This window comes from Mesorhizobium sp. M7A.F.Ca.CA.001.04.2.1, from assembly GCF_003998485.1.
Classification (GTDB): domain Bacteria; phylum Pseudomonadota; class Alphaproteobacteria; order Rhizobiales; family Rhizobiaceae; genus Mesorhizobium; species Mesorhizobium ciceri.
In genome coordinates, this window is the sequence record NZ_RZQT01000136.1 from 1 (window position 1) to 15,948 (window position 15,948).

General features: G+C 62.6%; 14 protein-coding genes. 7 read left to right on the top strand and 7 right to left on the bottom strand.

The genetic code is table 11. The annotated features are described in order from the left end of the window. Positions 1–742 (top strand): DMT family transporter (locus tag EN955_RS28725; RefSeq protein WP_164769917.1); only part of this gene is annotated, 742 nt, incomplete at its 5' end. Between the two features lie 46 nt (positions 743–788). Here the strand turns inward: EN955_RS28725 and EN955_RS28730 are convergent. The 3 genes from EN955_RS28730 to parC form a co-directional block, all read right to left on the bottom strand. Continuing rightward, positions 789–1,190, bottom strand: a complete 402-nt coding sequence (locus EN955_RS28730; protein ID WP_013532276.1) for a hypothetical protein — start codon at positions 1,188–1,190, stop codon at positions 789–791. Positions 1,191–1,232: 42 nt separating this feature from the next. Continuing rightward, the gene (locus EN955_RS28735) at positions 1,233–2,438 is read right to left on the bottom strand and encodes an AI-2E family transporter (protein ID WP_024504698.1); all 1,206 of its coding nucleotides are present in this window, start codon (positions 2,436–2,438) and stop codon (positions 1,233–1,235) included. A gap of 269 nt (positions 2,439–2,707) precedes the next feature. Next, positions 2,708–4,960, bottom strand: coding sequence for a DNA topoisomerase IV subunit A (gene parC / locus EN955_RS28740; RefSeq protein ID WP_024504699.1), 2,253 nt, complete (start codon positions 4,958–4,960; stop codon positions 2,708–2,710). Between parC and EN955_RS28745 the strand changes: the two genes are divergently transcribed. Both EN955_RS28745 and EN955_RS28750 read left to right on the top strand, forming a co-directional pair. Then, entirely contained in the window at positions 4,916–5,185 is a 270-nt protein-coding gene (locus EN955_RS28745) for a hypothetical protein (protein ID WP_127423385.1), read from the top strand. The two genes, parC and EN955_RS28745, sit on opposite strands and share 45 nt — an antisense overlap. A gap of 103 nt (positions 5,186–5,288) precedes the next feature. After that, positions 5,289–6,479 (top strand): hypothetical protein, encoded by a 1,191-nt coding sequence (locus tag EN955_RS28750; protein WP_024504700.1) that lies wholly within the window; start codon positions 5,289–5,291, stop codon positions 6,477–6,479. A gap of 116 nt (positions 6,480–6,595) precedes the next feature. Here the strand turns inward: EN955_RS28750 and aspS are convergent, their stop codons facing one another. After that, positions 6,596–8,386, bottom strand: coding sequence for an aspartate--tRNA ligase (gene aspS, locus EN955_RS28755; RefSeq protein WP_024504701.1), 1,791 nt, complete (start codon positions 8,384–8,386; stop codon positions 6,596–6,598). A gap of 194 nt (positions 8,387–8,580) precedes the next feature. Here aspS and EN955_RS28760 point away from each other — a divergent pair, with 194 nt between their 5' ends. From EN955_RS28760 to rnd, 3 genes are all read left to right on the top strand, one after another. Then, complete coding sequence (locus EN955_RS28760) at positions 8,581–8,949, top strand: hypothetical protein (protein ID WP_024504702.1); 369 nt, start codon at positions 8,581–8,583, stop codon at positions 8,947–8,949. Between the two features lie 75 nt (positions 8,950–9,024). After that, the gene (locus EN955_RS28765; RefSeq protein ID WP_024504703.1) at positions 9,025–10,269 is read left to right on the top strand and encodes an MFS transporter; all 1,245 of its coding nucleotides are present in this window, start codon (positions 9,025–9,027) and stop codon (positions 10,267–10,269) included. A gap of 75 nt (positions 10,270–10,344) precedes the next feature. Next, positions 10,345–11,496: a ribonuclease D gene (gene rnd, locus EN955_RS28770; RefSeq protein ID WP_024504704.1), complete on the top strand. Its 1,152-nt coding sequence runs from the start codon at positions 10,345–10,347 to the stop codon at positions 11,494–11,496. A 55-nt stretch (positions 11,497–11,551) separates the two neighbouring features. Here rnd and EN955_RS28775 read toward each other — a convergent pair whose 3' ends face one another. The 3 genes from EN955_RS28775 to guaB are packed head-to-tail and all read right to left on the bottom strand — an operon-like array spanning position 11,552 to position 14,085. Beyond that, positions 11,552–11,971 (bottom strand): MAPEG family protein, encoded by a 420-nt coding sequence (locus EN955_RS28775; RefSeq protein ID WP_013532284.1) that lies wholly within the window; start codon positions 11,969–11,971, stop codon positions 11,552–11,554. Between the two features lie 37 nt (positions 11,972–12,008). Continuing rightward, entirely contained in the window at positions 12,009–12,632 is a 624-nt protein-coding gene (locus EN955_RS28780; RefSeq protein ID WP_013532285.1) for a hypothetical protein, read from the bottom strand. Further along, entirely contained in the window at positions 12,583–14,085 is a 1,503-nt protein-coding gene (gene guaB, locus EN955_RS28785; RefSeq protein ID WP_013532286.1) for an IMP dehydrogenase, read from the bottom strand. Before guaB ends, EN955_RS28780 begins: the two co-directional genes overlap by 50 nt. 307 nt (positions 14,086–14,392) lie before the next feature. On the opposite strand from guaB, the gene EN955_RS28790 reads away from it, so the two are divergent. After that, complete coding sequence (locus EN955_RS28790; RefSeq protein WP_013532287.1) at positions 14,393–15,811, top strand: DHA2 family efflux MFS transporter permease subunit; 1,419 nt, start codon at positions 14,393–14,395, stop codon at positions 15,809–15,811. The last annotated feature ends 137 nt before the right edge of the window (positions 15,812–15,948 follow it).

Below are 15,948 nucleotides of genomic sequence, written 5' to 3' on the forward strand. Positions count from 1 at the left end.
CATCTGGTCGGTCTGGCGGGCACTCAGCCGAAACGCCCCGCCGCTGATCCCCGGCTGGTCCGGCCTGATCGTGGCGATATGCTACGGGCTGACCGGGATCACCTTCGTCACCGCCGTCTACCACACCTCGACCGCCGACCTGGTGTTCATCCTGGCCTTCAACACCGTCTTTGCGGGGTTGCTGTCCTGGATATTCCTGCGCGAGAGGCCGCGGCTGGTGACCATCGCGGCGATGGCGATCATGATCCTCGGCGTGCTGGTCATCGTCGGCGGCTCGGTCGGCACCGGCAAGCTGTTCGGCGATTTCATGGCGCTGTGCTCGGCCTTCTTCATCGCGGTGGCCATCACCATCTCGCGCGCCAGCGGCAAGGACATGGGATTCACCTCGCTCGTCGGCGTCCTTCTGCCGCTCGCGCTGGCGGTCTTCATGGTGTCAGGCGAAGGCTTTCATGTGAACGCGCCATGGTGGATCGTCTTCAACGGCGCCATCATCATGCCGATCTCGTTCTTCTGCCTTGCCGCCGGGCCGAAATACATTTCAGGACCGGAAGTGGCGATGTTCTACCTGCTCGAAACGGTGCTGGCGCCGGTCTGGGTGTGGATGATCTTTGCCGAGGCACCGACCCGCAACAGCCTGATCGGCGGCGGGATCCTGATCGTCACGCTGACTGCGCATTCGCTGTGGCAACTGCATGAGGGCCGCAAGCGCCGAGCGACGCTCGCCGTCGCTCACCCGGCCTAGAGAGTGGACGGCAGTCGTTCCAGACCTGCAGCGCACGCAAGCGCAATCAACGCGTTGCCGTATCTGAAAAAGGCTCTGCGATTATCTGGTATTCGTCCTCGTAAACAACATATCCCAGACGGGAACTCTTCATGACCTCGACATGATGCCCATGCCGCCCAAGGAGCGCCGCGAGGTCATAAGCCCTTGCCAAATGGTCCGTTGCCGTTGGCTTGAACCAGCTTAATCCTTGGGTCGTCTGTTTCCGGTAAAAACCTTTCGATCTTGAGAGGTTGAAACGTGGCGGTACCGCAAGGTTCTGTCGAAACCAGGCGAGACTATCTTCCAGCCGATCTAACGTGTGTTGATCGATATCAGGTTGGCCTCGCAATTCGTAGGCAGCGCCAAAAAAACCTTCGCGCGCCTGCATTCCCTCAATAATTCTTGGCAGAACAAATCGCAAAAACATGCGTAGACCGACGTCAGGTGAGTCGCGCTTGGATCCCGAAGATCATGCCCGGGCCTTTTTCTCGGCGACAATTTCGATCTGCGGCGGGCTGCCTTCGATCTCGGCGACGCCATCGGGAACGACGTCTTCCGCCATTTCCACCTCGCGCAGCCATTCGCGCCAGATAGCCACCAGCAGGGCCATCAGCACCGGGCCGATGAACAGGCCGAGAAACCCCATGGTCTTGACGCCGCCGATCAGACCGAAAAAAGTCGGCAGGAAGGGCAGTTTTATCGGGCCACCGACGAGCTTGGGGCGCAATGTCTTGTCGACGATGAACAGTTCGACCGCCCCCCAGAGGAACAGCGCCAGCCCGGCCATCGGCGAGCCGCTGGCGGCGAGGTAGATCGAGACCAGCGTGAACGACAGCGGTGCACCGCCCGGGATGAGCGCCATGACGCCGGTCAGGGCGCCGAGTGTGACCGGCGACGGCACGCCGGCCAGCCAGTAGGCGATGCCCAGCACCAGGCCCTCGCCGATGGCGATGACGGTCATGCCGGTCACCGTCGACGAGATCGTCGCCGGCACGACGCGCGAGATCCGCTCCCATCTGGCCGGCAGGATGCGCTCGCCGAGACGGTCGACCTGGCCGGCAAAGTGCTCGCCGTCGCGATAGGCGAAGAACAGCGCGATCATCATGAACAGCAGCGTCAACAGCAGGCCGAAAGCACTGCCGCCTGCGGCCAGCACGCCACGATAGATGCTGCCGATATTAGCGCCGCTGACCAGCTGGATCAGCTCACCAATGCCGCCGGGATGGCCGAAATTGGTGGTCCACTGTTCGTTCAGCCACTCGCCCACGACAGGCATGGTGGCGATCCAGTGTGGCGTCACCGCGCCGTGGCGGTTGGTCTCGATCGCCCAGGCGACCCATTCGCGGACCTCGTTGATCGCATAGGTGCCGGCGAGCGCGATCGGGATCACCAGGAAGGCGAGGATGAACAGGATGGCGAAGGTCGCGGCGATGGTGCGGTTGCCGCCGACCGCGACAAGCAGGCGGCGGTAGAGCGGCCAGCTGGCGAAAGCGATGACGAGCGCCGCCAGCACCGGAAACAGGAAGCCGTGGAAGAAATAGACGCCGGCGGCAACGATCAGCACCAGCAGCCAGCGTGCCGCCGACAGCGGCGGGATGACGGCTGCCCTGAGCGGCGTCGACAGGCCGAAGAGGCGCTGCTGCCGTTCCGGTTTCTGGATTCTTGCTTCCTTCAAACGCCTGGCTCTCCCAAACACCCCTCCTGTCTATGCACTGATATAGTGCAGCAATCGTGACGATAGTCCAAATGAGATGGTGAAGCTGCCAATCTCCCCCCTCGTGGGGGAGGCCCGGCAGGACAGAGGGGGGTGTGAAGGATCGCGGCCTTGGATTTGGACCGTGGGCCGCAAACCAATCGAGTATCTGTGAACTCGACCGTCGGCGGGACAGCGCCCCCCTCTCCCCGGGCATCTCCCCCACGAGGGGGGATCGGCAGCTTCACTCGCTACCCAAATTTCCCCGTCCTCGGGAATCCCTTCGGCACCATGCGTCCGGCCGAGGCACGGGCGCCGATCCATTCAGCCAGTTCCTCGCGCGACCTTGTGAAGGTGCGGTCGGCTGAATCCTGCCAGGAGAGGCCGCTCTCCAGCGTGAACGGCTTGAGATCGAGAAGGCCGCCATCCTTGTATTTCTGCAGGCGCACGCCCTTGCCGCGGCCCATCTCCGGAATCTCTGCGAGCGCGAACACCAGCATTTTGCGATTCTCGCCGACGATGGCGAGATGGTCGCCGGTGACCGGGATGCAGCGCTTGGCTTCGTCCGGCGCCTTGACGTTCATCACCTGCTTGCCCTTGCGGGTGTTGGCAACGACCTCCTCCTCCGGCACGATAAAACCGTTGGCGTCGTGCGAGGCCAGCAGCAGCTTGCGCTTCGGATCGTGAACGAAGGCGGTGACGATGTCCTGGTCATTGTCCATATCGACGATGATGCGGATCGGCTCGCCATGGCCGCGCCCGCCAGGCAGCCGGTCGGCGCCGATGGTGTAGAACTTGCCCCCGGTGGTGAAGACCAGCACCTTGTCAGTGGTCTGCGCATGGAAGGCGAGCTTGAGGCTGTCGCCCTCTTTGAAGGTCAGCGTCGAGAGATCGGCCAGATGCCCCTTCATCGCCCGCAGCCAGCCCTTTTCCGAGACGACGACGGTGACCGGCTCGCGCTCGATCATGGCATGGGCGATGTCGGTCAGATCATGCTCGGGCGCGTCGGCGAACTGGGTGCGGCGCTTGCCGAGCTCGGTCTCCGGACCGAACTTGTCGCGGATGTTGGTGACTTCCCACTTGATCGTCGCCCACTGCTTCTCGTTTGAAGCAAGCAGTGCCTCGATCTGCTTTTTCTCCGCGCTCAGGCCGTCGAATTCCTTGCGGATCTCGAATTCTTCAAGCTTGCGCAGAGCGCGCAGCCGCATGTTGAGGATGGCTTCGGCCTGGGTGTCGGTGAGCGACCAGCGGGCCATCATGACCTGCTTTGGCTCATCCTCCTCGCGGATGATCCTGATCACCTCGTCGATGTTGAGGTAGGCGATCAGGTAGCCGGCAAGTATCTCCAACCGTCTTTCGATTTCGCCGAGGCGATGTTTCGAGCGGCGGACCAAAACCTCGCGGCGGTGCTCGAGCCACTCCTGCAGCACGCCCTTCAGCGACAGCACGTTGGGCACCTTGCCGCGCGACAGCACATTCATGTTGAGCGGGAAGCGGCTTTCGAGCTCGGTCAGCTTGAACAGCGATTCCATCAGGATGCCGGGATCGACCGAACGGCTCTTCGGCACCAGCACGACGCGGACGTCCTCGGCGCTTTCATCCCTGATGTCCTCGAGCAGCGGCAGCTTGCGCGCCATCAGCAGCTCGGCGATCTTCTCGATCAGCCGCGCCTTCTGCACGCCGTACGGGATTTCGGTGACAACGATGCTCCAGGTGCCCCTGCCCTGGTCCTCCTGGAACCACTTCGAGCGCACGCGAAAGCCACCGCGACCGGTTTCGTAGGCTTCGAGGATCGAGGCGCGGCTGTCGACGATGATGCCGCCGGTCGGGAAATCCGGCCCCTGGACAAAGTCCATCAGCTTCGCCACCGGCGCGTCCCGGTTTTCGATCAGGTGAAGTGCGGCATCGCAAAGCTCGGCGGCGTTGTGGGGCGGGATCGATGTCGCCATGCCCACCGCGATGCCGGACGAGCCGTTGGCCAAAAGGTTGGGAAAGGCGCCGGGCAAAACCACCGGCTCCTCGTCTTCTTCATTGTAGGTCGGCCGATAATCGACGGCATCCTCGGTGATGCCGGACAAAAGTTCGGTCGCCACATCGGTCATGCGCGCTTCAGTGTAGCGCATGGCGGCGGCGTTATCGCCATCGATGTTGCCGAAATTGCCCTGGCCGTCGACCAGGGGATAGCGCATCGAGAAATCCTGCGCCAACCGCACCAGCGCGTCATAGATCGACTGGTCGCCATGCGGGTGGAACTTGCCCATCACCTCGCCGACGATGCGGGCGCATTTGGCAAAGCCCTGATCGGGGTTGAGCCGCAGCAGGCGCATGGCGTGCATGATGCGGCGATGGACCGGCTTCAGTCCGTCGCGCACATCGGGCAGCGCCCGGTGCATGATGGTCGACAGCGCATAGGCCAGATAGCGCTCTTCCAGCGCCTTCTTCAGATCGACCGGCTCGATGTGATCGCCACCGCCATTTTCAGGCGGCAAAAGCCTTTTTCCCATGGGCTCGGACTAGCCGAGCGGGTGATTCGCGGCAAGAGCCCGACGGAGATACCGGCCTTTCTGCAACATGAAACCATACCCCAGCGGATGTCGGCCAACATCAGCCTGTTACATGCGGGCTCTATCGCCAAGCGCGACGATATCCGGCTATCGGCTCTTCATGACAAATTCACCGGTTTGCGCAAAGACGGTGGGATCGGGTTTGCCTTTCACCGCGATTTTTGACCAATGTGCCGGGACACGCCTTTTTCCGGTCCAGTTCGTCACGGAATGGTGATGGCGCAAATAATTGAAAAAACAATTTCAGGACACTCTCAGGGACCTTGCGATGACAATCAAACGCTCAATTCTCAAGAAACTGGCTTTTTCGACCTTCTTGCTCACGCTGCCGCTGAATGCGGCCCTCGCACAGGATACGGCAGTGGCCGACCGGCTGAAGGCAGCGCTTGTCGCACAAGGTGTCGACATCACCTGGACCGGGGTGACCGGCGACAACACCAGCATGGTGCTGCAGGGCGTTGCCATCAAACCGGCGGCGGAGAAGGAAGCGCTTCCCATCGGCGACGTCAAACTCGAAGGCGTGACCGAGGCAAATGGCGGCTATGACATCGCCACCGTATCAACGGCTGCCTTCACACACAGCAAGGACGGCGTCACCCTCGACCTCAGCCCCTTCGTCATCCACGACATGACAGTTCCGGCCGACGGTTCCACCGGCCCGCTGGGCTCGCTGATGATGTACAAGTCCGCCGAACTCTCGAACATGACCGTCAAGGTCGCCGACAAGACCGCCTTCTCGATGGACGGGCTTGCCATCGAAATCACGCCGCCGGCGGACGGCAAGGCGATGGAATTCACCGCCACCACGGAAAAATTCAATGCCGACCTGACGCTGGTGGACGATCCCAAGTCCAAGGAAGTCATCAACGCGCTCGGCTACCAGAACATCGCGGGCAATTTCGAAATGGCCGGCACTTGGCAGCCCACGGACGGCAAGATGGCACTGTCGAAATACGACATCTCGGTCGAGAATGCCGGCACGCTCGGCATGACCTTCAATCTCGGCGGCTACACGCTGGACTTCATCAAGTCGCTGCAGGAAATGCAGAAGAAGATGGCGGCACAGCCGGAAGGCGCCGACAATTCGGCGCAAGGCATGGCCATGCTCGGCCTGTTGCAGCAGCTTTCGTTCAACAGCGCCTCGATCCGCTTCGACGACGATTCGCTGACCAACAAGGTTCTGGACTATGTCGGCAAGCAGCAGGGCATGTCCGGCAAGGACATCGCCAACCAGGCCAAGGCGATCGTGCCGTTCGGCATGGCGCAGCTCAACAATCCGGAACTGACTGCGCAGGTTACGGCCGCGGTCAGCAAATTCCTCGACGATCCGAAGAGCCTCGAAATCTCGGCCGAGCCGCCGGCATCCGTGCCGTTCGCGCTGATCATGGCGGGCGCCATGTCCAACCCGCTCGATCTGCCCAAGACGCTCGGTGTCACCGTCAAGGCCAACGAAGACTGATCGAAGCGATCTCGCTATGCGAAAAGCCCGGCAGCGATGCCGGGCTTTTTCTTCGGATTAGCGAATTGAAAGAATCGGTTCGGGCGGTTCTTTAAAGCATCGCCCAAAGCGCGCGATCAGGCGTCCTTCTTGGGCACGGCAACGCGCAGCGCCAGGTCGCGAAGCTGCTGCGGGCTCGCTTCCGAGGGTGCATTCATCAACAGATCATAGGCCTGCTGGTTCATCGGGAACATGGTGATCTCGCGCAGGTTCTTGGCGCCCACCAGCAGCATGACGACGCGGTCGACGCCGGCAGCCATGCCGCCATGCGGCGGCGCGCCATACTGGAAGGCGCGGTAGAGGCCACCAAAGCGCTCCTCGACCGTGGCACGGTCGAGGCCGACCGTCTCGAACGCCTTGACCATGGTTTCGGGCAGATGGTTGCGGATACCGCCGCTGGCGATCTCGAAGCCATTGCAGACCATGTCGTACTGGAACGCCTTGATGCCGAGCAGATCCTCGCCGTTCAGCGCATCGATGCCACCTTGCGGCATCGAGAACGGGTTGTGGGCGAAGTCGATTTTCTTCTCTTCCTCGTTCCATTCGAAGAACGGGAAGTCGACGATCCAGCACAGTTCGAAGCGCTCGCGATCGACGAGGTTCAACTCCTCGCCGGCGCGGGTGCGCGCGGCACCGGCAAACGAGACGAACTTCTTCGGATCGCCGGCGACGAAAAACGCGGCGTCGCCGTCGGCAAGGCCGAGCTGAAGGCGGATCGCCTCGGTGCGCTCCTCGCCGATGTTCTTGGCGAGCGGACCGGCGCCTTCGAGCTTGTCGCCCTCCTTGCGCCAGAAGATATAGCCCAGCCCCGGCTGGCCCTCGCCCTGCGCCCAGGAATTCATGCGGTCGCAGAAGGCGCGGCTGCCGCCGGTCTTGGCGGGAATGCCCCACACTTCGGCCTTCGGGTCGTTGGCCAGGATGTTGGCGAACACCTTGAAGCCGGAATCGCGAAAATGATCGGAGACGGCCTGCATCTCGATCGGGTTGCGCAGGTCCGGCTTGTCGGAGCCGTATTTGCGCATGGCCACATCATAGGGAATGCGCTGGAAGTTCTGCGTCACCGGTTTGCCGTTGGCGAAGGTCTCGAAGACCCCGCGCATGACAGGTTCCATGGTCGACAGCACGTCGTCCTGCTCGACGAAGCTCATTTCAAGGTCGAGCTGGTAGAATTCGCCCGGCAGACGATCGGCACGCGGGTCCTCGTCGCGGAAGCAGGGCGCGATCTGGAAATAGCGGTCGAAGCCCGACACCATGATCAGCTGCTTGTACTGCTGCGGCGCCTGCGGCAGCGCGTAGAAGGTGCCGGGATGGATGCGCGACGGCACCAGGAAGTCGCGCGCGCCCTCGGGCGAAGACGCGGTCAGGATCGGCGTCGAGAATTCGGTAAAGCCGACCTCGCCCATGCGCTTGCGCATTTCCGCGATGATTTTGGTACGCGCAATGATGTTCTTGTGCAGCGTCTCGCGGCGCAGGTCGAGGAAGCGGTACTTCAGCCTTATATCCTCGGGATAGTCGGGCTCGCCGAACACCGGCAGCGGCAGTTCCTTGGCCGCCGACAGCACCTCGATCTCGCGGGCGAAGATCTCGATCTCGCCGGTCGGCAGATTGGCATTGGTCGTCTCGGGCAAACGCGCCTTGACCTCGCCGTCGACACGGATGACCCACTCGCCACGCACGGTCTCGGCGACCTTGAAGGCCGGCGAATCCGGATCGGCGACGATCTGGGTCAGGCCGTAATTGTCGCGCAGGTCGATGAAGAGCAGGCCGCCATGATCGCGCACGCGATGCACCCAGCCCGACAGGCGAACGGTCGAGCCAACGTCGCTCTTCCTCAACTGGGCACAGGTATGGCTGCGGTAACGGTGCATTGTCATTGATAAAGTCCGGGGTGCTGGGTTGCAGGCCAAGCATCAAGCCCGGCCTCAAAATTTGCGCGAAAAGCGCATGGGAGGCCGGATTTGTCAAGGCAAGCGGCTTCGACAGGACATCCGTTGTAAACTTGGGCGGCACAATGGATAGCGATATCCTCTACCGCTACGTTTACGGCAAATGAGATCAGGATATGCAAAACCAGAAGCTCTTTCTGACACCTCAAGAGCGCAGCCGCATCGTCAACCTGCTTGACGCGGCTCGCATAGACGATTGGGCGCGGTTCAAAGCCCTCTCCGACGGTGACTTTCCGAACGACGAATCGATGCGGGAGCAGTTCGACGGATCGCGGCTCATAATCGACTACGATCGTATCGACCCGGAACAGCAATTCGCTGTTGGCGTAGATCCCGACGGTTTCCGGCTCATCACCGGTCAGTTGCCTCCGCGCGACGATCAACGGCAACAGGTGATCATGACGATCTATAGCAAGAACCTAAACGACGGCCCGTTCATAAGCGTTTGGACCTTCCACGAAGAGTTGGACATATCCTCGCTGTAGTTTGCCGGGAATTGCCGCTGGTATTGGTCAAGGCGATGGTTCAAGAAGAGATCACCGACACGTGATCGCCTCTTCATGTCCTCCATCCGCCCGATGATCCCGCTTCTTCTCGCCGCAGGCATCCTGCTCGGCGGCAATGGGCTGCAGAGCACGCTGATCGCGCTGCGCGGCGCGCAGGAAGGGTTTTCGGCTTCCGACATCGGCCTGATGGGCACCTTCTACTTCGCCGGCTTCCTGCTCGGCTGCCTTGCCATCACCCGCATCATGAAGGCGGTCGGCCATATCAGGGCATTTTCGGCGCTGGCGGCAATCGCCTCAGTCGGCACCTTGCTCCTGGTGCTGGTCATCGATCCGGTGATGTGGTGCGCGGTGCGTCTTGCCGGCGGCTTCTGCTTCGCCGGGCTGTTCACCATCGTCGAAAGCTGGCTGAATTCCGGCGTCGGCAATCACGATCGGGCACGCGTGCTGGCGATCTACCGGATGGTCGACATCGGTTCGGTGACATCAGCCCAGTTCCTGATCCCGATCTTCGGCGCTGGCGGTTTCGCAATTTTCGCTATCATGTCGATGATGATCACGCTGTCGCTGGTGCCGGTTTCGCTCGGCGACCGCTCCAACCCGACGCCGCCGGAGGACGTCAAGCTCGACCTGGCGCGCGTCTGGCGGATTTCGCCGCTGGGCTGCTTCGGCTGCATCGCCGTCGGCGTCACCAACAGCGCCTTTCGCACCTTGTCGCCGGTTTATGCCGAGCAGATCGGCATGTCGGTCGCCGATGTCGTCACCTTCGTCAGCGTCGGCATCTTCGGCGGCGCCATCATCCAGTATCCGCTCGGCTACCTCTCCGACCGCTGGGACCGGCGCCGGGTGCTGCTGATGACGACGTGCTGCGCGATGTTTTCGGCGCTGGCGCTGGTGTTCATCGCCGGCAGCAATCCGGCGCTCAACTTCATCTTCATCTTCATCTTCGGCTGTTTCGCCATGCCGCTCTATTCGCTGTCGGCGGCGCATTCCAACGACCGCGCCGACACCGGCGAGTTCGTGCTGATCAACGCGGCGCTGATGCTGTTCTATTCCTTCGGCGCGATCGGCGGCCCGTTCGCCGCCTCGACGGCGATGCAATATTTCGGACCGGGCGCCCTGTTTGTATTCAGCGCGGTGGTCTATGCGATCTTCATCGCCGTCATCCTCTACCGCATGCAGGCCCGGTCCGGGGTGCCGGCGGGCAGGCGCGGCCGCTTCATTGCGCTCCTGCGCACTTCGACGGTTTTCGCGCGGCTGGCCAGGAGAAACGGCGATTCCGACGGTCCGGGAACCTCATGATGGCGGTGCCAAAGCTTGACGAAAGCCCCGGCGGCTGAAATCTAGGAAGACCTTACTCCTGCCAAAAGCGATTTGATGCACGTCATCACCACCCAGAAAGAACTCGAGACCGTTCTCGCCGCTTTCGAAAAGTCGGATTTCGTCACTGTCGACACCGAATTCATTCGAGAAACGACGTTTTGGCCGATCCTGTGCCTGATCCAGATGGCCGCTCCCGGCGTGACGGCACTGATCGATCCGCTGGCTCCCGATATCGACCTGAAGCCGTTCTTCAGGCTGATGGCCAACGAGGCGGTGGTCAAAGTCTTCCACGCCGCGCGGCAGGACATCGAAATCATCGTCCATCTCGGCGATCTGGTTCCGCATCCAGTGTTCGACACGCAAGTGGCGGCGATGGTCTGCGGCTTCGGCGACAGCGTTTCCTACGATCAGCTCGTGCAGCGCATCACCGGCGCCCGGCTCGACAAGTCGTCGCGCTTCACCGACTGGCGCCACCGGCCGCTTTCCGACAAGCAGCTCGACTATGCGCTGGCCGACGTCACCCATCTGATCGAGGTCTATCAGCACCTCAGCGCCGAACTGGCGCGGGAAAACCGCGCCCATTGGCTCAACGAGGAAATGGAGGTGCTGACCTCGCGCGAGACCTATGACCCGCATCCCGAGGACGCCTGGAAGCGTCTGAAGATGCGGCTGCGCAAGCCGCAGGAGTTGGCGATCGTGCAAGGCGTGGCGGCGTGGCGCGAGCGCGAGGCGCGCGAACGCGACGTGCCGCGCGGACGCGTACTCAAGGACGATGCGATCTACGAGGTGGCGCAGCAGGCGCCGCGCGACGCGGCAGCCCTTGGCAAGCTGCGCACGACGCCGAAGGGCTGGGAGCGCTCCTCGACCGCTACGGCATTGCTTGGAGCGGTCAACACCGCCCTTGCCTTGCCCAAGGAGCAGATGCCGAAGCTGCCGAAGAGTTTCCAGCCGCCCGAGGGTTCAAACGCCGCGGCGGAGCTGTTGAAGGTGCTGCTGCGGATCGTCGCCGAAAAGGAAGGCGTCGCCTCGAAAGTGCTGGCCTCCAGCGACGACATCGATCGCATCGCCGCCGAGGGCGAGGAAGCCGACGTACCGGCCCTGCAGGGCTGGCGGCGCGCGGTGTTCGGCGAGGCCGCGCTCAAGCTGGTGCGCGGCGAGATCGGCATCAAGTTCGACAAGCGCAAGATTGCGGTGTTCGACCTGTAGACGTCCCTCGCGGATTTTCCTTCTCCCCTTGCGGGAGAAGGAAAAGGTGCCCTGCTCAAACCATGCCGAGCAGGTGCAGCGCGAACCAGATCCATCCCAGCAGGAGAATCACCGCACTGACGAAGAACGAGCGGCTGCGCAGCAGCAGATTGTTGCTGGTCAGGTGAACCCAGGCGTGGAAATAGCGCGATGCGACGAAAATCCACATCAGCGCCAGGGTCAGATAGTTGACGCCGTTGGTCAGGTGCAGCGTCAGGCACAGCACATAGAACAGCACCGGCAGCTCGAACTGGTTGGTGAGATTGGCGGCAACGGTGACGCTGGAGGCCGGCTCGGTCGAACGCACCTTGAACTGAGCTGGCTTCGCCTCGCCTGACCTGATTGCGCCGTATCTGCGGCGACCCAGGATGCAGTAGACGATGTAGATCAGCAGCACATGCGCCAGAACAGGCCAGAAGATCGTGGTCTGGTTCACGAAGTTTCCCCTACCCGGCTGAGCTTTGCGCGCGGCATCAGGCCAGGCGTTTCTGGCCTGCCAGCCAGAAGGCGGCAATGACGATCACCGGGATGGCGAAAAGCGCGAATTTGGTGACGGTGAGCGCCGAAGCCAAAGACAGCGAGTCCGGATTCGCCGACAGGAAATCGGACAGAAGCCGCGCTACCGCGATGTTCTGGGCGTAGTCGGCAAGCGTGTAGGGCAGCACCAGGACCAGCGCGAAGATCGACTGCAGCTGCACCGGCTGCACGCGGAAAGCCTTCAATCGCCGGCCGGTGGCCAGGATCAGGCTGACCAGCGTCACAGACAGCAGCGCCGGGAACAACAGATCGAAGGTCAGATAGTGCCAGACGAGAATGATCTCGCCGCCGCGCCGGCCGAGTGCCGTCAGCCAGGCCATGCCTTCGTCCGGAGTGAAACCGAAAATACGCATGTCGAGTGATGGCAAGCCGCCGCTCAACTGGCGGAAGTAGAGGAATTCCATAGCCGTCATGGCGATGAAAACCACCGCCGACAGGAAACAGAGTGCGCCTGCGTGGCGCGGCAGCCGCAGGATCGTTGCCGTCAGGCTCCGCCCGAGCCCGTACTGGTCAGGCTCCGCCGGGATAGTTCGGGCTTTCGCGGGTAATCGTGACGTCATGGGCGTGGCTTTCACGAAGTCCGGCATTGGATATGCGCACAAAGGTGGCGCGCTCGCGGAAATCGGCAAGGTCGCGGCCACCAACATAACCCATAGCGGCTTTCAGCCCGCCCGCAAGCTGGTGCAGCACACCAGACACAGGTCCTTTGTAGGGAACCTGCCCTTCGATGCCTTCCGGGACCAGTTTCAGCGTGTCGCGCACCTCGGCCTGGAAGTAGCGATCGGCGGAGCCGCGGGCCATGGCGCCGACCGAGCCCATGCCGCGATAGGCCTTGAAGGAGCGGCCCTGATGCAGATAGACCTCGCCCGGGCTTTCGTCGGTTCCGGCCAGCAGCGAGCCGATCATGGCGGCACTGGCGCCTGCGGCGAGCGCCTTTGCCAGATCGCCGGAATATTTGATGCCGCCATCGGCGATCACCGAGACGCCGGATTTGTGCGCCGTCTCGACCGCCGACATGATGGCTGAGAGCTGCGGCACGCCGACGCCGGCAACGATGCGGGTGGTGCAGATGGAACCCGGGCCGATGCCGACCTTGACGGCGTCGGCGCCGGCGTCGATCAGCGCCTGCGTGCCCGCGGCGGTGGCGACGTTGCCAGCCAGGATGCGGACGGAGTTGGATAGTTTTTTCGCCCGCGTGACGGCGTCGAGCACGCGTTGCGAGTGGCCATGCGCGGTGTCGATCACCAGAAGGTCGACGCCGGCATCGATGAGGCGTTCGGCGCGCTCGAAACCGTCATCGCCGACGCTCGTGGCGGCGGCGGCGCGCAGGCGGCCCTGTGCGTCCTTGGTGGCGTGCGGGTTGAGCTGCGACTTCTCGATGTCCTTGACGGTGATCAGTCCGACGCAATTGCCCTGCCTGTCGACGACCACCAGCTTTTCGATCCTGTGCTGGTGCAGGAGGCGCTTGGCCTCGTCCTGGTCGACGTTCTCCTTGACCGTGATCAGGTTGTCACGGGTCATCAGTTCATGGACCTTCTGCGCCGGATCGGACGCAAAGCGCACGTCGCGATTGGTCAGGATGCCGATCAGCCGGCCGATCTTGTGGCCGCCGCTGCCGCCGTTCTCGACCACCGGAATGCCCGAGATCGAATAGCTGCGCATCAGGCCCAGCGCGTCGGCGAGCGTCGCGTCGGGGCCGATGGTGACGGGATTGACCACCATGCCGGATTCGAATTTCTTGACCTGCCGCACCTGCTCGGCCTGTTCGGCCGGCGAGAAATTGCGGTGGATGACGCCAATGCCGCCGGCCTGGGCCATGGCTATGGCAAGCCGCGCCTCGGTGACGGTGTCCATCGCCGCCGACAGGATCGGCACATTCAGGTCGATGTCGCCGGCGATGCGGGTGCGGACATCGGTTTCGCCGGGCATGACCTCGGAATGACCCGGCTGCAGCAGCACGTCGTCAAAGGTCAGCGCCAATGCGCCGGTGGACGTTTCGATGATTTTTGCCATGGCCAGTCCCTTGAACATAAAAACGGTGGGGGAATACAAAAAAGCGCTGGACCGGAATGGACAGCGCCGACTCGTTTCTTCCCTTTCAGGATTGGCGCTGGCTGGTACCACGTCCAAGCACCGATGAAAAGCGGATGATTTCACGCTCCCGGAAAGGTGACTTTCCGGCGAAGGGATGCCACCTGTGGTTGCCGGTCGCACAAAAGTGACAGCAAATTAATGCGACATCCCGGCGAAGGCATGGTAACCGCCCGCCTCAGGGCCGACATGCAACCGGCAACGCAACATTCAAGTCTGGACGCGTTCCTTGAACCGCACCATCCCGCTTATATTGGCGGTCGCCCTTTTCATGGAAAACATGGATTCGACTGTTATCGCGACATCGCTGCCGGCGATCGCCGTCGACATCCACACCAGCCCGATCGCGCTCAAGCTGGCCCTGACCGCCTATCTCGTCTCGCTGGCGATCTTCATTCCGATCAGCGGCTGGATGGCCGACCGTTTCGGCGCCAAGAATATCTTTCGCGCCGCGATCGCCGTCTTCATCGTCGGCTCGATCGCCTGCGCGCTCTCCGGTTCGCTGCCGGCTTTTGTGGTCTCGCGCTTCCTGCAAGGCATTGGCGGCGCCATGATGACACCGGTCGGGCGGCTGGTGCTGGTGCGCGCGACACCAAAAAGCGAACTCGTCGCGGCGATGTCCTGGCTAACCGTTCCGGCGTTGGTCGGACCGTTGGTCGGGCCGCCGGTCGGCGGCTTCATCACCACCTACTTCACCTGGCACTGGATCTTCCTGATCAATGTGCCGATCGGCCTGATCGGCATCTGGCTGGCGACGCGTTTCCTGCCGGAGACCGAATCGATGGAGACGCCGCCGCTCGACTTCCTCGGCTTCGTGCTAAGCGGGCTGGCGGCATCCGGCGTGGTTTTCGGCCTGTCGGTGGTGAGCCTGCCCTATTTGCCGCCGGCCACCGGCCTTATCACCGTAGCGGTCGGCCTGCTGTCGGGCGCGCTCTATCTGCTGCACGCGCGGCGCGCCAAAAATCCCTTGCTGGCGCTCGAATTGTTCCGCAACCAGGTGTTCCGCTCCTCGGTGCTTGGCGGCGGACTGTTCCGCATCGGCATTGGTGCCGTGCCGTTCCTGCTGCCGCTGATGTTCCAGATCGGTTTTGGGCTGACGCCGTTCCAGTCCGGCATGATCACCTTCGTCTCGGCGATCGGCGCCATCGGGATGAAGTTTGTCACCGCGCTGATCTTCCGCGTCGCCGGCTTCCGCCGCGTCCTGGTTGTCGGTTCTCTGGTCGCCGCCGCCTCGATCGCCATCAACGGCCTGTTCACACCCGACACACCCTATCTCTTGATGCTGGCCATGCTGCTCGTCGGCGGCTTCATCCGCTCGATGTTCTTCACCGGCGTCAATGCGCTCGCCTATGCCGAGGTTTCGGCTGAAGACACCAGCAAGGCGACACCGATCACGGCGGTGTTCCAGCAGTTGTCGGTCGCGCTCGGCGTGGCGCTGGCCGGCGGAATCCTGGAAGTGTCCACAAGCCTGCACGACCGGTCACTGACGCTGGCGGATTTCCACACCGCGTTTTTCGTCGTCGCGGCGATTTCGGCCGCCGCGTCGCTGTCGTTCATGCGGCTGGCGCCCGATGCCGGCAACGCCATCTCCGGCCACGGCCGCCTGACCACACCCAAGACGCTGGAAACGAGCACGGCGGGGAAGTAGTTCCCTCTTGCCTTCTCCCCTGTGGGCTAGCGTGCGCACACATTTGCTTCGGGTTCATTTTTGTGAGGCGAGAACGAAGCCGTCGACGATGGCGTTGAAGCGTCTGAGGCCTTGGGTGAAGGGGATGGGTCCTGGCG

Bases quoted from the DNA above. Each gene is read 5' to 3' on its own strand.
- EN955_RS28730 (WP_013532276.1), bottom strand. From the start codon at position 1,190: ATGTTTTTGCGATTTGTTCTGCCAAGAATTATTGAGGGAATGCAGGCG.
- parC (WP_024504699.1), bottom strand. From the start codon at position 4,960: ATGGGAAAAAGGCTTTTGCCGCCTGAAAATGGCGGTGGCGATCACATC.
- EN955_RS28750 (WP_024504700.1), top strand. From the start codon at position 5,289: ATGACAATCAAACGCTCAATTCTCAAGAAACTGGCTTTTTCGACCTTC.
- aspS (WP_024504701.1), bottom strand. From the start codon at position 8,386: ATGCACCGTTACCGCAGCCATACCTGTGCCCAGTTGAGGAAGAGCGAC.
- EN955_RS28760 (WP_024504702.1), top strand. From the start codon at position 8,581: ATGCAAAACCAGAAGCTCTTTCTGACACCTCAAGAGCGCAGCCGCATC.
- EN955_RS28765 (WP_024504703.1), top strand. From the start codon at position 9,025: ATGTCCTCCATCCGCCCGATGATCCCGCTTCTTCTCGCCGCAGGCATC.
- rnd (WP_024504704.1), top strand. From the start codon at position 10,345: ATGCACGTCATCACCACCCAGAAAGAACTCGAGACCGTTCTCGCCGCT.
- EN955_RS28780 (WP_013532285.1), bottom strand. From the start codon at position 12,632: ATGACGTCACGATTACCCGCGAAAGCCCGAACTATCCCGGCGGAGCCT.
- guaB (WP_013532286.1), bottom strand. From the start codon at position 14,085: ATGGCAAAAATCATCGAAACGTCCACCGGCGCATTGGCGCTGACCTTT.